The sequence below is a fragment of the Flavobacteriales bacterium genome (assembly GCA_016716605.1).
Classification (GTDB): Bacteria; Bacteroidota; Bacteroidia; order Flavobacteriales_F; family PHOS-HE28; genus PHOS-HE28.
The window spans coordinates 1,859,709-1,876,216 of sequence record JADJWA010000001.1 but is presented as its reverse complement, the minus strand read 5'-3'; the positions used below and the strand labels follow the sequence as shown (position 1 = coordinate 1,876,216).

At 62.7% G+C, this 16,508-nt stretch carries 15 protein-coding genes; 4 read left to right on the top strand and 11 right to left on the bottom strand.

Annotation, left to right across the window (positions count from 1 at the left end):
• Window positions 1–35: 35 nt before the first annotated feature.
• The 8 genes from IPM12_07525 to IPM12_07490 all read right to left on the bottom strand — a co-directional run bounded on the left by IPM12_07525 (window position 36) and on the right by IPM12_07490 (window position 8,304).
• Window positions 36–737, bottom strand: coding sequence for an energy transducer TonB (locus IPM12_07525; protein MBK9147650.1), 702 nt, complete (start codon window positions 735–737; stop codon window positions 36–38).
• A 130-nt stretch (window positions 738–867) separates the two neighbouring features.
• Entirely contained in the window at window positions 868–2,406 is a 1,539-nt protein-coding gene (locus IPM12_07520) for a YifB family Mg chelatase-like AAA ATPase (GenBank protein MBK9147649.1), read from the bottom strand.
• Window position 2,407: 1 nt separating this feature from the next.
• Entirely contained in the window at window positions 2,408–3,007 is a 600-nt protein-coding gene (lpcA, locus tag IPM12_07515; GenBank protein ID MBK9147648.1) for a D-sedoheptulose 7-phosphate isomerase, read from the bottom strand.
• A 35-nt stretch (window positions 3,008–3,042) separates the two neighbouring features.
• Window positions 3,043–4,992 (bottom strand): thioredoxin family protein, encoded by a 1,950-nt coding sequence (locus IPM12_07510; protein MBK9147647.1) that lies wholly within the window; start codon window positions 4,990–4,992, stop codon window positions 3,043–3,045.
• A 104-nt stretch (window positions 4,993–5,096) separates the two neighbouring features.
• Window positions 5,097–5,546 (bottom strand): hypothetical protein, encoded by a 450-nt coding sequence (locus IPM12_07505; protein ID MBK9147646.1) that lies wholly within the window; start codon window positions 5,544–5,546, stop codon window positions 5,097–5,099.
• Window positions 5,547–5,648: 102 nt separating this feature from the next.
• On the bottom strand, window positions 5,649–5,936 hold the full coding sequence (locus IPM12_07500) for a hypothetical protein (protein MBK9147645.1): 288 nt from the start codon (window positions 5,934–5,936) through the stop codon (window positions 5,649–5,651).
• 66 nt (window positions 5,937–6,002) lie between these two features.
• Window positions 6,003–7,346 (bottom strand): tRNA lysidine(34) synthetase TilS, encoded by a 1,344-nt coding sequence (tilS, locus tag IPM12_07495; protein ID MBK9147644.1) that lies wholly within the window; start codon window positions 7,344–7,346, stop codon window positions 6,003–6,005.
• A complete protein-coding gene (locus IPM12_07490) occupies window positions 7,336–8,304 on the bottom strand; it encodes an anthranilate synthase component I family protein (GenBank protein MBK9147643.1) in 969 nt (322 codons plus the stop codon). Before IPM12_07490 ends, tilS begins: the two co-directional genes overlap by 11 nt.
• Before the next feature lie 69 nt (window positions 8,305–8,373).
• Between IPM12_07490 and IPM12_07485 the strand changes: the two genes are divergently transcribed.
• Both IPM12_07485 and IPM12_07480 read left to right on the top strand, forming a co-directional pair.
• Window positions 8,374–8,700, top strand: coding sequence for a hypothetical protein (locus IPM12_07485; GenBank protein MBK9147642.1), 327 nt, complete (start codon window positions 8,374–8,376; stop codon window positions 8,698–8,700).
• A 4-nt stretch (window positions 8,701–8,704) separates the two neighbouring features.
• The gene (locus IPM12_07480) at window positions 8,705–10,027 is read left to right on the top strand and encodes a hypothetical protein (GenBank protein ID MBK9147641.1); all 1,323 of its coding nucleotides are present in this window, start codon (window positions 8,705–8,707) and stop codon (window positions 10,025–10,027) included.
• Here the strand turns inward: IPM12_07480 and lnt are convergent.
• Genes lnt through IPM12_07465 form a run of 3 tightly spaced genes read right to left on the bottom strand, consistent with a single transcriptional unit; the run spans window position 10,013 to window position 13,890 of the window.
• Window positions 10,013–11,734, bottom strand: coding sequence for an apolipoprotein N-acyltransferase (gene lnt, locus IPM12_07475; protein ID MBK9147640.1), 1,722 nt, complete (start codon window positions 11,732–11,734; stop codon window positions 10,013–10,015). The genes IPM12_07480 and lnt overlap by 15 nt on opposite strands.
• Window positions 11,715–12,419 carry a hypothetical protein gene (locus IPM12_07470; protein MBK9147639.1) on the bottom strand — a complete coding sequence of 235 codons (705 nt, stop codon included), beginning with the start codon at window positions 12,417–12,419 and terminating at the stop codon, window positions 11,715–11,717. The genes lnt and IPM12_07470 overlap by 20 nt, the downstream gene beginning before the upstream one ends.
• 1 nt (window position 12,420) lies before the next feature.
• On the bottom strand, window positions 12,421–13,890 hold the full coding sequence (locus IPM12_07465; GenBank protein MBK9147638.1) for a proline--tRNA ligase: 1,470 nt from the start codon (window positions 13,888–13,890) through the stop codon (window positions 12,421–12,423).
• A 102-nt stretch (window positions 13,891–13,992) separates the two neighbouring features.
• On the opposite strand from IPM12_07465, the gene IPM12_07460 reads away from it, so the two are divergent.
• Window positions 13,993–14,991, top strand: coding sequence for a hypothetical protein (locus IPM12_07460; protein MBK9147637.1), 999 nt, complete (start codon window positions 13,993–13,995; stop codon window positions 14,989–14,991).
• Window positions 14,988–16,484: a hypothetical protein gene (locus IPM12_07455; protein MBK9147636.1), complete on the top strand. Its 1,497-nt coding sequence runs from the start codon at window positions 14,988–14,990 to the stop codon at window positions 16,482–16,484. Before IPM12_07460 ends, IPM12_07455 begins: the two co-directional genes overlap by 4 nt.
• Window positions 16,485–16,508 lie beyond the last annotated feature (24 nt).

The following is a 16,508-nucleotide window of genomic DNA, read 5'->3' as shown; positions in this document are numbered from 1 at the left end:
GGCCGGCGCTTGACTATGGTGTATGGAATGTGGTTCTAGAACTGGACCGGCACGCGCATCTGCACGCGCACGGGTTGGCCTTTATCAGCGCCGGGCGTCCAGGGCTCGGTGCTCTTCACCGCGCCAGCGACGCTCTCACCGATCTTCTCATCCTGCCCTTGGATCACCTTCACCTCGCTCAATGAGCCGTCCTTCTCCACGATGAAGGTGGTGGTGTAGGTGCCCTTCACCTTGCGATTCGCATCCATCTCGACCTTCGTCTTGATGTGCCGCACGAAGGCCTTCTGGTCTCCATCCTTGAAATGCGGCATGGTCTGCGCACGGGTGTAAATGATATTGGCGAGCGGCTCCGGGTTGTAGATCTTCTCGGCCAGCGGCTCGCCCCAAGCGTCATAGCGCAACCATACGCCGGCCTTGCTTCCGTTGATGTATTGGCCCTTGCTCTCCACCCTGCCGTTCGGATGATAGAAGGTGAATTCGCCATGCGGCATGCTCATGGCCGCATCGAGATAGGTTCCTTCAACCTTCAGCTTGCCATCGATCGAATGCGTCTTCCCAATGAAGAGCTCGCCCTCCCTACCCGTCACTTCGCGGTAATACCTGGCCTTCTTCTTGGCGGCCGGCACCATTACCGCGCTCAGGTACTGGCGCTGGTCGTGTTCTCCTTGGGCGTAGGAGCTCTGCGAAGCAAGAGGCGCCATGAGCGCGGCGCAGAGGGCGATGGTATATGGATTCACGGTTGGGGGCTATTGAAGTCAGGCCCTTCCAACGGATAGTCCTTGCCTTGGTTACAAGCTACTCGATGGTTGAAAGTGGTTGCAGGTTGGCCACTGCGGTTGAGGGTTGCCAGAATCGCCAACCAAACCATCACCCCGCCCAGCCTTCCCGGTCCAAACTCCGGTACTGGATGGCCTCCGCCAGGTGCTCCGTGCGGATGTCCGCGCTGCCGGCCATGTCGGCGATGGTGCGGGCTACTTTCAAGATGCGGTCGTAGGCCCGGGCGCTGAGGCCGAGGCGCTCCATGGCTTTCTCGAGCAGTGCTTTTCCGGCGGCATCGATGCGGCAGATCTCGCGGAGCTCCTTGCTGCCCATCTGCGCGTTGCAATGGATTTTCTTTCCTGCGTAACGATCCTGCTGCACCTGCCTTGCTGCGATCACGCGCTCCCGCATCACGGCGCTCTTCTCGCTCGGGCGTTCCGCGCTGAGCTCGCTGAAGGGAACGGGCGTGACCTCGATGTGGATGTCGATGCGGTCGAGCAACGGGCCGCTCACCTTGTTGAGGTACTTCTGCACAACGCCCGGCGCGCACACGCAATCCTTGTCCGGATGGTTGTAGTAGCCGCAGGGGCACGGATTCATCGCCGCCACCAGCATGAAGCTGGCCGGGTACTCCACCGAGAAGCGCGCGCGGCTGATGGTGACCACGCGATCCTCCAGCGGCTGCCGAAGCACCTCCAATACCTGTCGCTTGAACTCGGGCAGCTCATCGAGGAAGAGCACGCCGTTGTGCGCCAGGCTGATCTCACCCGGCTGCGGGAAGGAGCCACCGCCTACGAGCGCCACATCGCTGATGGTATGGTGCGGGCTGCGGTACGGGCGAACGCTCAAGAGGCTGTCCTCCTTGCGCAGCTTTCCGGCCACGCTGTGGATCTTGGTGGTCTCCAGCGCCTCATCGATGGTGAGCGGCGGGAGGATGGTGGGCAGGCGCTTGGCGAGCATGGTCTTACCAGCGCCCGGTGGACCGATGAGGATGATGTTGTGACCGCCTGCCGCCGCGATCTCGAAGGCGCGCTTGATGTTCTCCTGCCCTTTCACATCGGCAATGTCAACCGGGTAGCTGCGGCTGCTGTTGGCGAATTCCTCTTCGATGTTCACCACCGTGGGTTGCACGCTGCTTCGACCATGCAAGAGGTCCACCACTTCGCGCAGGTGCTCCACGCCATACACATCGAGGCCGGTGACGATCGCCGCCTCGCGTGCATTCGCTGCGGGCAGGATGAGGCCCTTGAATCCGTTCTTCTTCGCTTCGAGCGCGATCGGCAACGCTCCCTTGATCGGGCGAACGCCGCCATCGAGGCTCAGTTCGCCCATCACCAAGTGCGTCTCCAGCAAATCGGCGGGCGCTTGCTCCGTGGCGCACAAGAGGCCCATGGCGAGCGGCAGATCGTAAGCAGTGCCCTCCTTGCGGATATCGGCGGGCGCGAGGTTGATCGTAACGCCCTTCCCCCTCGGTGCATACAACCCGTTGTTCCGCAGCGCGGCATCCATGCGCTGCTGGCTCTCCTTCACGGCGCTATCGGGCAGGCCCACCAGCTGGAAGAAGGCGCCCGTCTCCACGTTCACCTCGGCGGTGACGATGGTGGCGTTGATGCCGAAGACGGCGGCTCCGTATACCTTGACGAGCATATCAGTAACGGTCCTTGCGCGCCGGCTCGGCCAAGTCGCGTTCGATGTGATCAATGAATGCGTGGATAACCTTGATATGCACCTCTTGGATGCGATCAGCGAAGCCATCGTGGGGCACGCGTACCTCTACGGTGCAGAGCGATGCCAGCTTGCCGCCATCCTTTCCGGTAAGGCCGATCACGTGCATGCCTTTCTCGCGGGCCGCTTCGGCGGCGCGGAGCACATTGGGGCTGTTGCCGCTGGTGCTGATGGCCAGCAGCACATCGCCCTCTTTGCCGTGGGCCTGCACGAAGCGCGCGAAGACCTGCTCGAAGCCGTGATCGTTGCCCACGCAGGTGAGGTGGCAGGGGTCGCTGATGCTGAGGGCGGCGATGGGCGGACGATCATCGCGGAAGCGGCCGGTGAGTTCCTCGGCGAAGTGCATCGCATCGCACATGCTGCCTCCATTGCCGCAGCTCATCACCTTGGCGCCCTGTTTCAGGCAATAGCTCATGAAGGCGGCGGCCTGCTCCACCGCGGCGATGTTGGCGGGGTCGGCCAGGAAGCGCGCGAGCACGTCGGCGGCCTCGGTGAAATGGGAACGTATGCGATCGGCGGTCATCACGGCGAAGATGCGTCATCCCCGCGGACAACCTGCTACCTGCCCGCCTGCTGCCCCAGCACCTGCATGCCTTGCAGCCCTCGATCCAGGAAAGCCTTGTACTCATCGACCGCAGGCGTGTAGCCCACGGGATCGGTAAGCAACTTGCCATCGGGGCTCAACAGCGCATAAAGCGGCTGCGTGGCGCTCTTGAAGTTCTCGGTCTGCAATGTGGCCCACTTGTTCCCCACGGTGAGGATGGGCTTCTTGGTGCCATTGCTGGTCTCGAAGATGAACTGCTCATCCTTTGGCAGCTCGGCTTTCTCGTCCACGTACAGGGAGACCAGGACGTAACGCTCATTGATGGTGCGGTTGATCTCCGCCACGGGCCACACGTAGTCCTCCATCTTGCGGCAATTCGCGCAGCCATGACCGGTGAAGTCAATCAGGAGCGGTTTGCCCGACTTCTTGGCCTCATCCATACCGCTTTCCAGGTCGTGGTAGCAAGTGAGTCCGGCCGGGCATTCAGTGGCGAAGACCCAGCTGTAGCCCGGTGATGGCGAAATGCCGCTGAGCAGGCCAACAGGCGCCCAGGTATGCGACTTATCGTCGTAGCGGAAGCCCATGGCCATATACACGGTGAAGAGGCCGAAGGTGCTGATGAAGAAGATGCGCATGGGCGAATAACCCTTCACGGGGCTGTCGTGCGGGAAGCGGATCCTGCCGAAGAGGTAGAGCACGATGCCGATTCCGCAGATGACCCAGATGGCGAGGAAAAGCTCGTAGGGGATGAGGCCCCACTTCATCACGAGATCGGCCATGCTGAGAAACTTGAAGGCGAGCGCCACCTCCACGAAGCCGAGCACCACCTTCACGCTGTTGAGCCAACTGCCGCTGCGGGGCAGGCTATTCAGCCATCCGGGGAAGAGCGCGAACAAGCCGAAAGGCAATGCGAGCGCGAAGCCGAAACCGCCCATGCCCACGGTGAGCTGCCATGCGCCGCCATCGGCCGTGAGCGCGCCCGCCAGCAAGGAGCCCAGGATCGGGCCCGTACAGCTGAAGGATACGAGCGCGAGCGTGAGCGCCATGAAGAAGGTGCCAATGAGGCCGCCGAATTTGCTGGCGTTGCTATCCATCTTGTTCACCCAGCTGCTGGGCAGGGTGATCTCGAAATAGCCGAAGAAGGAGATGGCGAAGACGATGAAGATGACGAAGAATCCGATGTTGAGCCAGGGGTTGGTGCTGATCTCGTTGAAGATCTCCGGATTCACGCTGCCCAGCAGATGGAAGGGCACGCTGAAGAGCAGGTAGATCAGGAAGATGAAGCCGCCATAAGTGAGAGCGTTCTTCAATCCGGTGGCGCGATCGCTGCTGCTCTTGGTGAAGAAGCTCACCGTGAGCGGGATCATGGGGAATACACAGGGCGTGAGCAGCGCCACGAGTCCGCCGATGAAGCCGAGCATGAAGATCCACAGCAGCGAATTCTTCTCTTCGACCCTTGCGGCCGCATCGCGCACTACGGGGTTCGCGAGATCAACGTTGGGCAGCTTGAGGCCTGCGGCGTCGCTGCGCGTGGCGAGACCGGCGAACTTGGGATCGTTGGGATCAAAGGAGACATCGCCGAGCTCATAGGTGCCCGTGGCAAGGCCGATGATGAAGTACCGCACGATCGGTGGGGTGCAGCGCACATCATTGCAGGCCATGTACTCGAAGTACCCCGTCACCGGTTTCTCCGCATCGCTGGCCGCAATGCGCTGGAGGAAGTTGGCGCCCTGCTTGAACTTCTTCACCGGCACGCCGAAGACCGGATCCATGCCATCGACCACCTCAGGGCCGTCTTCATCGGCTTGGCCCAACGGCTTCACGCCCCCGACCGAATCCAAGACGATGAGGGTTGGCAAAGGCCCCATGTCACCCGCATCCTGCGAATAGATCCACGAACCCTTGGCCACCGTGGCGTGAAATCCGATCTGCCACTCGCCGTTACCGAGCTCCTTCGAGCTCATGGTCCATTGGACGGGATCGAACTCGGCTTCTTCATTCAACTGCGCTGCGACAGGCACTGCCATCATAACAGCAAGCAGCACGAGCACGGATCCGGCAATCGTTCTCATCGTCGCATCGTTTCAACATTCAGCCTGAATGGCACCACCACGGGCGGCAAACAGGTCTTGTCGTTGCACACCATGTACTCCACTTCACCCTCGACCAGGAGCGCACCCGGTCGGGCGGGTTTGATCACCTGCTCAAAGACGGGTGATCCATCGTGGTAGCGCACCAGCATGCCGAAGTTGGGATCGAACATTTCAATCGGCTCCGGTTCCGAGAGCTCACCATGCAGCGTGAACTCGTCGGAAGGCTTGAACCGGATGCTTGTGGCCAAAGGGCCTTCGTCGCTGGGCAAGGCGGTGGCGTAAATGTGCCAGCCATCCTCTACAACGGTGCGCAGCTCGATGTGAACCATTCCACCGCCAGCGGCCGTAGCCGCGAACTTCCATCTCACCGGACTCGATGGTTCGCTCGGGAGGAATGGGCTGAGCAACAGCAGGAGCGTGATCATGCGAGCAGGCGGGCAAAATTAACCGGGGCCACGCACCGTGCGGCACGGCCTTCCGGTCGGATCATAGGGATCCTGCCTTTCTAGCGATCCGTTAATGATTGTTCACGAAGGGAACTCGATGCTCACCACGCGCGACACGGGGATGATCATGCCGTACTTCAGCACGATGTTCTGCTGGTCGTAGGCCCAGATGGTGGTCTCCACGGCCTTCACGCCCTCATCATCCTGGAATACGATACGGCATTTGCCATGCTCGACGTTGCCAAGGCGCGTGGCCCATTCCATTTTCTGTTGGATCTCCTGATGCTCCTCGGCGCTCAAGGTCACGGCTTGGCGCGGGAAGCGGAGCGAGGGGATGCGCTCCTTCGGGATCATGGTATGCTGGGGCATGGCACCTGGGTTTTGGGAAGGGTGAAGTTAGCCGAATCCTTGGCCCGCGCAAGCGCCGGTGGAAATTCAGGCACCCGCTGAAAGCGCGATGCGCAGCACCCGCGTGCTCTGCCCGGTTGCTTGGTGGCCCTCGCCGATCCGGTGGCCCACGAGCCACGCGATCTCGCCGGTTCCGTTCACGAGCACATGCGTTGAATCCTTCTCGGTCATTGGAACCTTGGCGTCGATCAAGATGTCGCTGATGAGCTTGCTGCCCCCCAAGCCGATGGGACGTATGCGGTCTCCCGGGCGCCACGGGCGCAGGATCACGGGATCGATCAGCCGATCGGCATCGAGCACGGCCACCCGCATGGTACCGGGCCATTCCGCTGGCGGGCCATTCTCCACGCGCCAGCTGAATCCATTGGCCAGCCCGTTGGCCGCTTGAAGATCGATCCGCACCCATGAGTTGTGCGGTGGCTCCAACGGCTTCACGATGAGCACCTCGCGATCCACGAGCACCTGCCACTCGCCACTCTCGAAGGTGGCGCCCGTCACGCGTTCCGCGATGGCATCCTGCACCCGGTCAACGAGGTCAGGATGGAAGCCGAGCCCGCGAAGGGTGGAGTACAGGTACATCCAGGTGTGCTCATCGGCTTCCAGCGATGAGAACGGGATGCGCTGAACGGAATCGCGGGTAACCGGCTTCTGGTCGTGGAAGCGATGAATGGCTTCGGCTCCCAATTGCGTGAGATGCCGCAGCAGCCGCGTTGAACGTGCGATGGTGCGCTGCGCTCCAGGCCGGATGGACTCGAGCAGCGGCAGGAGCTCATGGCGGATGCGGTTGCGCTGGTACGGCTCGCTGGAGTTGCTCGAATCCTCTCGCCACTGGATGCCATGCTCACGGGCATAGGCCTCGATGTCGGCACGGTGAACGAGCAGCAGCGGCCGGATGTAGTCGCCCCTCCTCGGGCCCATGGCGCCCCAGCCCCCGCGGCCCGTACCGCGGAGCAGGTTGATGAAGAGGGTCTCCACCACATCGTCTGCATGATGGCCGACGGCACAGCGCATGGCCCCACAAGGGCCCATTATCTCATCGATCCACTTGTACCGGAGCTGGCGCGCGGCCATTTGGGTGGAGACCGGCTCTCCCGCCTTGAGCGCATGGACATCGGCGCGCGCCGAGCGGAACGCGATGCCCTCCTGCTCGCAATGTGCGCGCACGAAGTCCTCATCGCCATCGCTCTCCGCGCCGCGCAGTCCGTGGTTCACATGCAGCACACTGCAGGCGTGGCCCAGCTTGCGCAGCACATGCAGCAGCACCATGCTGTCGATGCCGCCGCTCACCGCTACGAACAAGGGCTCGCGGGGGGCCAACAAGCGCTCTCTCCGGATGAAGCGCCCCACGCAATCGGTCAGGTCAAAGGGCATCGGCGATGCTGTTGAACTTCACCAAGCATTCAAGCCACTCCGCATACGGATCGCATTGCGCCGTGAGCGCGCTTCCAGTGGGGATGGATAGCCTGCCGGTAGCGCTGTTGAAGAGCACCGTGCGAATCACAACGTTCAAGTCTGCCGTGCCGTCCGGGGCGAAGAATCCGAGGCTGCCGCTATAGAGCCCGCGCGCACGCGCTTCATGCGCATCGATCAGCTGCATGGCTCGGATCTTCGGGGCACCGGTCATGCTGGCCGGAGGGAAGGCGGCCTTCACCGCATCGAAGGGCGTGATGCCCGGTGCGCTCCGAGCCTCGACAACGCTCACGAGCTGATGCACCCGTGGATGCGTGCGCACGCCGAAGAGCTCAGGCACCTGCACCGTGCCGGGCACCGCAACGCGAGAGAAATCGTTGCGCATCACATCCACCGCCATCACGTTCTCGCTGCGCTCCTTGGGGTCGTTGGCCAACTCGTCGCGCAAACGGGCATCCTGCTCCGCATCGGCGCCGCGCGGACGCGTGCCCTTCATCGGCTCACCGGTCATGCGATCGCCGTTGAATGCGACGAAGCGCTCCGGCGAGCAGCACAAGGCAAAGCGGTGGCCCAGGCGATAGAAACCGGCGTACGGCGCATCGGTGCGGGCGAGCAGTGCATCGAAGGCATTGAAGGGATCGAAGGAACGATCGATGGCTTCGTGCGCGACGCAGTAATTCACCTCGTAGATGTCGCCGCGCTGGATATGGCCCAGCAGGGCCTGCGCGTGCGAGCGGTGCTCCGCCTCAATCGTTGAAGGCGCCCATTCGATCCCCGGTGGAGCGGCTTGTTCATCAATGCTCACCCGCATCGATTCGGCGAAGGCGAGACCCTCCTCACGGTCCTCCTCATAGGTGGACAGGCAGCATTCGCCATCCATCCACTCGAACACCCAATGCGGCACGAACCAATGGGCCAATGGCCAAGCGATCCCATCATCGAACCTGCTCGCCAGGGCTTCCAGCCGATCCTTGTACCCGTAGGCCAGATGGCCGAACCACCAATCATCCGCTCGGCCTTCGGCATCAAAGCGCGGCTCCTCACCGGCCTCGCGAACGCCTACAGCCAGCACCGCACGCCCGCGGTCGGCAACCCTTCGGTACAGGAAAACGTCATGCCCAGGCAGGGCACCCGGATGGAAGCGGAAATCGGCAGGCAGTGGGATGCGCTCGCGCATGCTTCGTTCGCCGCAGCGCAGCGTGCTGGCGACGGGACCAAGGTATCGGGGCTCCGCTCACCCGATCCGTGCACCATGGGATCGGCCCGCATCCATCAGAGCACCGATCCGCCTACCTTTCCGCTATCATTGAACTGAGCCCATGCGACACCACGCCAGCATCCGATGGGCCACCCTACTGGGAGCCACCGCTGCGAATGTGACCTTGGTGATCGGCCAAGCGCGCATCGTCTTCAACGACAACTCCTGGCTGCGGATCGATAACGGCGCCTGGGTGGTGGTTGAAGAACCCGGCACCGTTGGCGTACAGACCTTGGGCACGGGCGGCAATCTGCGCAGCGAAGGGGAATTCAACCGTTTGCGCTGGCAGATCCGCAACAGCACCGGCGTGTACACCATCCCCTTCACCACGGCCAATGGAGTGAAGATGCCCTTCACCTATGAGGCCCTGGGAGGCGCCTCGAACGAGGCGCAGGCCAGCATCTGCTTCAGCACCTACAACTACGGTGCGATCGCGGGCAACAACTGGGACAACAACACATACCGCCCCAGCGATGTCACGCACATGCACAACTGGTATGTGGGCCCGCCATCGAACAATTCCGACAACGTGGTTGACCGCTTCTGGCTGGTGGACCCTTACGCCGAACCTGCCTTCGCGTATTCCGCGAAGCCGAGCATCCGCTTGGGCTTCACCTACGATCCCGGCGCGGCAACCGGCGATGTGCGCACCGGCAATGCGATCACCGGCGCAACGGCCGTTGGCGCGCAACGCTTCAACCCCGGCCCGCAATGGTGGGGCGATTATTGGCCTTCCGGCACCTTCGCCGCTGGCGCCGTGAACTCGGTGACCGATGTGAATGCCACGCCGGCTGATTTCTTCCGTTCGTGGACACTGAGCAACCTGCTGCAACCCTTGCCGGTTGAGCTCATGCGTTTCGATGCGGACTGCGACGATGGCCGCGTACGCCTCTCGTGGACCACGGCCAGCGAGCACGGCAGCAGCCACTTCGTCATTGAGCGCAGCAGCGATGGCGAATCGTACAGCACCATCGGACAAGTGCAGGCCGCTGGTCAAAGCGCGAACGTGATTGATTACACGTTCCTGGATGAGCGCCCGCTGGGCGTGGCGTACTACCGCCTGCAGCTGGTTGACCTCGACGGCTCGAAGACCGAGAGCCCGACCGCATTCGTGCGTTGCGGCAATGGGTCCACCGCCTTGGTGAATGCATGGGACGGCGACGGCCTCCTGAACCTGTTGATCGCTTCGCAAAAGGACCAACCGGCGTCGTTGCGGGTGACGGACGCGGCGGGCAAGCTCGTGGCGGAGCAGCGGAGCATCGGCCTCATCGAAGGCATGAATGAGATCGCCCTGCCGCACGATGCCGCCGTGGGCCTGTACACGGTGAGCGTGTTGGCCGGTGACGCGCTGCTGACCCGGAAGGTGCTGCTAGGCCACCGGTGACCTTACGAACGGCCCGATCAGCGCGAAGGCCAACAGCATGGCGCAGAGCAGCATTGCAGCACGACCGATCAGATCGCCGTGGCGCACGAAGAAGGTGATCTCGGAATTGGGATGCACCAGAGCGCGGAAAGCGGCGGGCACCCACCAGTCCGTTGCGTGCGCGATGCGGCCTCGTTCATCGACGATGCAGGAGATGCCGGTGTTCGCTGAACGCACGATGGTGCGGCGCGTCTCAATCGCGCGGAGCGAAGAAAAGGCCAAGTGCTGCTTGTAGCCCGGTGAGGTGCCCCACCAGCCGTCGTTGGTCATCACGGCGATCAACTCACCGCCATTGAGCACGTGCGCCGCGATGTGCTCTCCGAAGACCGATTCATAGCAGATAGCCGGAACAACGGCGAGGCCGGACGACGCATCGCGCAACACGCTGCGTTCCTCCTGCTGGCCCAGGCTGCCGGTGGTGCCGCCGAGATCCAGCGCGAAATCGCCCAGCGGGCCGAGCACCTCCTCAAAGGGCATCAGTTCCACGCCGGCCACGAGCTTGCTCTTGTGGTAGCTCTCGATCGCGCCTTGCGCCGGCATCCATAGTGCTGCGTTGTATGCTGCATACCAGTAGTTGCTGCCGCGAATAGGCCTCGCGGTGCCCGGCCGCTCATCCCGCGGCGCGAACCACCGATCGCTGCTCATGCCCACGAGCATGGCCGCTTGCGGGTGCGCACGCTGGAACGCCTGGATGCGCCGCACGCTGCGCGAGCCTTCGAGATCATTCTCCCAGAGCCCGTTGAATTCGATGCCCTGATCCGTGAAGTGCATCGTGGCGTTCTCCTGCAAAGCTGTTTCGGGGAACACCACCAAACGCGTCTTCTCGGTGATGCGCTCTTCCGCTTGCGCGAGCATCTGATCCAATTGCTCCAGCGGATCCACTCCACCGAACTTCTCCTTGTAGGGGTCGATGTTGGGCTGCACCACCACGACCTCAATGCCGCCGCCCTCGTGGAACGGGATGCGCACGAACTCCAGCCAGCGCGAGACACCGATCGGAACGGCGCTCAGCAAGATCACGGCAGAACCTAAGCGCACGGCTTGCCGCCGCATGGTCGCCCATCGCGCAATGGCGGCGTCCAGCGCCAAGCACACGGCCCAGACCCACAGCGTTCCGCCGAAGACTCCCGTGTACTCGTACCACTGGACGAGCGCCGGCCAGTTCCCGAAAGCATTGCCGATGGAGAGCCAGGGCCACTGCAGGTCCCAACCGTGGTGCAGACGCTCATAGGTGAGCCAGGCCAATACAAGCATGAGCCTGCCCCAAGCCGCGCCGAGCCGTCGCTTCACCACACGGCTCAACCACCACGGAATGCCCATCAGCAGCGTGTTGCCCACCACCGGGATGCCGACGCTGATCAGCTTGGTGGCCATCGGCTCGCTCACCAGATAGAACCAGTAGGTCGTGAGCGCATTCCACAGGAAGAGGCCGGGCAGCACATACGGATAGAATGCGTGCTTGCGGTCCGAAGTGCGGGCATCGTGCAATCGCTCAGCGTGAAGCATGGGCAGCCACGCCACGAAGACCAGCGGCGCCCAACCGCCGATGGCAGGCCAGGCCAAGGCCATGATCACGCCGCTCAGCGCGGATCGAAGGAGGACCTTCGATCGTGTCGGCGGCATCGGGATTCCCAGCACGCGTGGCGGCTCACGTAAGGTCGTCCGCATCGCTCTGGAAACGGAACCCGAGCCGCTTGCCGGTGCTGATGGTCAGGTTGGCGTTGAGCTCGTTCATCTCGCTCACTGTGACCTGGTTCATATGGTCGTAGGGCGGCGCGAGCAGGTCGAATTCGAGCACATACAGCACCACGGACAGCAGCACATTCTTCAGGCGCTTGCGGTCGAGGTCATTTGCGGCGAGGTCATCGTACAGGAAACCCAGCTGGCGCTTGCCCTGCACGAAGAACTTCCTGTCACGATTGAGGAAGAGCCGTGCCACCAGGTAGCCCATGTCGCGCTCCCGGTTGTAACGGAAGGAATCGCTGAGGAAGTTGTACATGTTCACCACGCCGAAGTACCCGCGAAGCTCGTCCTCCTCGAGATAGCTGGTCTTCCAAAGGCTGTGGCTCTGGTCGAGCTTGAAGACGTTGGTGTGCATGTGGAAGATGATCACATCGCCGGCTACGCGAAGTTCACACGCGTGCGCTCCCTTGTCGGTGCAAGAGACGATGAGCCGCTCATCATGCGCCTTCACAATCGGCTCGAATTCCGTTGCGATCTCCTGAAGAAGCTCCTTAATCATCTCGAAGAGCTCCATGGTGCTCTGGTACACGTCCTGCTTCATGCACGACTTCGACCGCAGCAATCCCAGGATCAGCTCACACGCATCGGAGGTCGGCTTCCGCTGGCTCATGTCAGTAAGCTCTGGCGAAGATGACCCGACGGGCGCTCGGCGCGCCGGTGACCACGCAACGGCCCGGAGCGGCATCGGCATCGAGCGGGATGCAACGGATAGTGGCCTTGGTCTCCTCCTTCACGCGGGCTTCTGTCTCGGGTGTGCCATCCCAATGCGCGAGCAGGAATCCGCCCTTCTCGATCTCAACCTTGAACTCTTCGTAGGTATTCACCGCACGCGTGCCAGCCTCGCGCATGGCCAGCGCCTTCTGGAAGAGGTTATCCTGGATGTGGCCGAGCAGGTGCTCCACCTTGTCCGCCAGGTCAGTGATCTGCATCACCTGCTTCTCCAGCGTGTCGCGTCGCGCCACCTCTACCGTGCCGTTCTCCATGTCGCGCGGCCCAATGGCGATGCGGACCGGATACCCCTTGAACTCGTACTCAGCGAACTTCCAGCCTGGCTTCTTGGTGTCGTCGTCGTCGAATTTCACCGTGATGCCCTTGGCGCGCAACGCGCTGATGGCCGGGCCCGCGTACCCCTTCAGCGCCGCCATCTGCTCCGCGTTCTTCGCGATGGGCACGATGGCTACTTGGACCGGGGCCAACTTCGGCGGAAGAACCAGGCCGTGGTCGTCGCTGTGGGTCATGACCAGTGCGCCCATCAGCCTGGTGCTCACGCCCCAGCTGGTGGCCCACACGTGCTCCTGTCTGTTCTCCTTATTGGTGAAGAGCACATCGAAGGCCTTGGCGAAATTCTGCCCGAGGAAGTGCGAAGTGCCCGCCTGCAGCGCCTTGCCATCCTGCATCATCGCTTCGATGCAATAGGTCTCTTCAGCTCCTGCGAAGCGCTCACTGGCGGTCTTGATGCCCTTGATCACCGGGATGGCCAGCCATTCCTCTGCGAAGCGCCGGTACACTTCGAGCATGCGCTCGGTCTCTTCCACCGCCTCGGCCTTCGTCGCGTGGGCCGTGTGGCCTTCCTGCCAGAGGAACTCGGCCGTGCGCAGGAACAGGCGCGTGCGCATCTCCCACCGAACCACGTTCGCCCACTGGTTGATCAGCAGTGGGAGGTCGCGGTAGCTCTTGATCCAGCCCCGGTAGGAGTTCCAGATGATGGTCTCACTCGTAGGGCGGATGATGAGCTCCTCCTCCAGCTTCGCCTCAGGGTCCACCACCAAACCAAGCTCGGGGTGGCTCTTCAGCCGGTAATGGGTCACCACGGCGCATTCCTTGGCGAAGCCTTCGATATGGCTGGCCTCCTTGGCGAGGTAACTCTTCGGGATGAAGAGCGGGAAATAGGCATTCACGTGCCCCGTGGCCTTGAACATTTCGTCCAGGGCGCGCTGCATCTTCTCCCAGATGGCGTAGCCGTGGGGCTTGATCACCATGCAACCGCGCACATCGCTGTGCTCGGCCAGATCGGCCTTCAGCACCAGGTCATTGTACCATTGCGCGTAATCGTCGGCGCGCTTCGTCAAGAGATCGGCCATCGGCTGAACCCGGTACTATTTTTGTTCCTACCGGACGCGCCGAAAGTACGTATCACAACTTCGGCGCACCGGGCAGTCGGTCTCACCAACCTCCAGGGAACCATGGCCACACGAAGCATCCATCCGATCCTGTTCGCGCTTGCATTGATCCTTGGGTCGTGCGGCGCAACGCAACCCTTGGTGCAGTTCGACGACGACGTGTACTACATGCCCTCGCAGGCCAAGGCGGCACCGGTCAGGCCCGTTGAGGAACAACAGGCCCACCAGGCTCCTGCGGAGAGCGAAACGAACGACGATTACTACGACCCGGCCGCATCACGCGAATCGGGTGCCCAGCGCGGCTACTACGATATGGCATACAACGATCCGCATTTCTACAACTACGGGCGATTCGGATTCGGAATGGGCTGGCAGAACGGATGGAACGGACCGGGCTGGGGCATGGGCATGGGCTGGGGCAACGGAGGTTGGAACAATGGCTGGGGGAATGCCGGCTGGGGCATGAATGACCCGTGGAACCAACCATGGGGCTGGAACTCCTGGAACCAGCCTTGGGGTTGGAACGATCCCTGGGGCTACCAGAACGGCTGGGGCAACAGCATGAACGGATGGGGCTGGGACATGAGCGGCTATTCCGGCTGGGGCTATAACGGATGGAACTACTACGGGTACGGCTCTTATTGGGGCCCGTACGGACCGTGCCGCACCTGTTATGTGCCAATCGTGATTGGCAGTGGTAACGGCACCTACGTGGGCCATCGCTCTCCCGCCAACCGTTCGAGCAGCGCAGGCACTGGAAATTTGGGCCCGCGCATGACCCGCAACCCGGTGAGCCTTGCGCCGCGGCCTTTGCGCAACGAGCCGAACCGGGGCTTCGCCGAACCGGGAAAACCTGTGCTTCGGCCCGTGTCACCTGTAACGACACCTGGCCAGCCGCGCGAGCCTCGGCCGATCGATCGTGCGATTGAGCGCCGTCCGGCCACTGCGCCTTCTCGTGAGCGCCAGCCGATGCGTACCGTCGACCCGCCCATGGAACGCGGTGCTCCCGCGCCCTCGCGCGATGGAGGCGGATCATCACCCTCACGGCACCGCTCGCGATGAAGCGGCACGCTCGCCCTTGGGCCGCGATCACACTGCAGGCCCTGACGCTGGTCCCGAGCTTGGTTTCGGCGCAAAGTGAAGAGGATGCGCTGCGAACGGCAGCTCAACACCCCGGTGGCACCGCGCGGAGCAATGCGCTGGGCAATGCGTTCGGCGCGGTGGGTGCCGACCCGGTCTCGATAAGCATCAATCCGGCCGGGTTTGCGCTTTATCGCAGCACCAGCCTCTCGTTAAGCCTGGGGTTGGGCGTGGTCAACGATCGGAGCCTGCATTATGGTAGCACCACCAACGCCACGGATGCCCGAGTGAGCATCCCAAACCTGGCCTTCGTGATGCGCGGCACGCCCAAGGAGCAGGGCTGGTTCAAGGGCGGCACCTACGGCGTGGTGTATGACCGCATCGCCACCCACCACGTGCGCACCGATGCACTGGCGGAGCGCGTGCCCGGCACCATGCTCACCCAGTTCGTGAACCAAGCCAACGGAACGCCTTCGTATGCGATCTACGACGCCTTCCCATTCGGCGCCGCGCTGGCGTGGGACCTCTTCGCCATCGACACCGTCCCGGGCGACACGCTCAACTATTTCAGCGGGGTCCCTGCCGATGGCTTCACCCGGCAGCGGGATCTGATCGAGTCGAGCGGGGCCACCACGCGCACAGGCTTCTTCTACGCCGCCAACTTCGATGACCGCATCTATCTCGGGGCATCCATGAACATCATCGGGCACCGCTACCGGCGCACGCTGACGCACACGGAATACAGCCTCGAACCGAACAACGAGATCGAGCAAGTCGAATTCCAAGAGCGATTGATCACGCGGGCCAGCGGAGTGGAACTCTCCATCGGTGCGCTGTTCCGCGTGACCGAGCGGCTGCGTGCCGGTGCCGCGTTCCACGGTCCGCAATGGCTCTCGCTCAATGATGCCTACACCACCACTATGCGGGCTGGTTACGCCAGCGTGGGGGCACGGGGCGATTTCGATCAGGAGGCCGAATCGCCAGACGGTAGTTTCGCATACCGGCTCACCGCACCTTGGCGCGCTGTGGTGAGTGCCGCATACGTAGCCGGAGCGAATGGCCTGGTGAGCATCGATTACGAGTATGCCGATGCCGCGAACATGCGGTACCGCCGCTCGGCCACCCTCGAGGATCCCTATGACTTCGAGTCAGAGAACCTTGCTATCCGCAGCCGATTCGTGCCGCAGCACAGCGTGCGCGTGGGCACGGAATGGCGCTTCTCCAATTGGTACGGCCGCGCTGGCTGGGGCTTCGTATCCGATCCTTATCGCGCAGGCGACATCCTTCGCGGACAAGGGCAACGCAACTACGCAGCCGGCATCGGGTACCGTGGCCAGCACGTGACCCTCGATTTCAGCGCGAACTACGCCGTGCAGGGCGTGCGCTATCATGCGTACGACCCCGAACTGGTGGATGCAGTGGTGATCGATCGCGGGCGATTCGGTGCGATGGTAACGATCGGCCTCCGGCCCTGAACAACGAAGGCCCTTGGCGGGCCT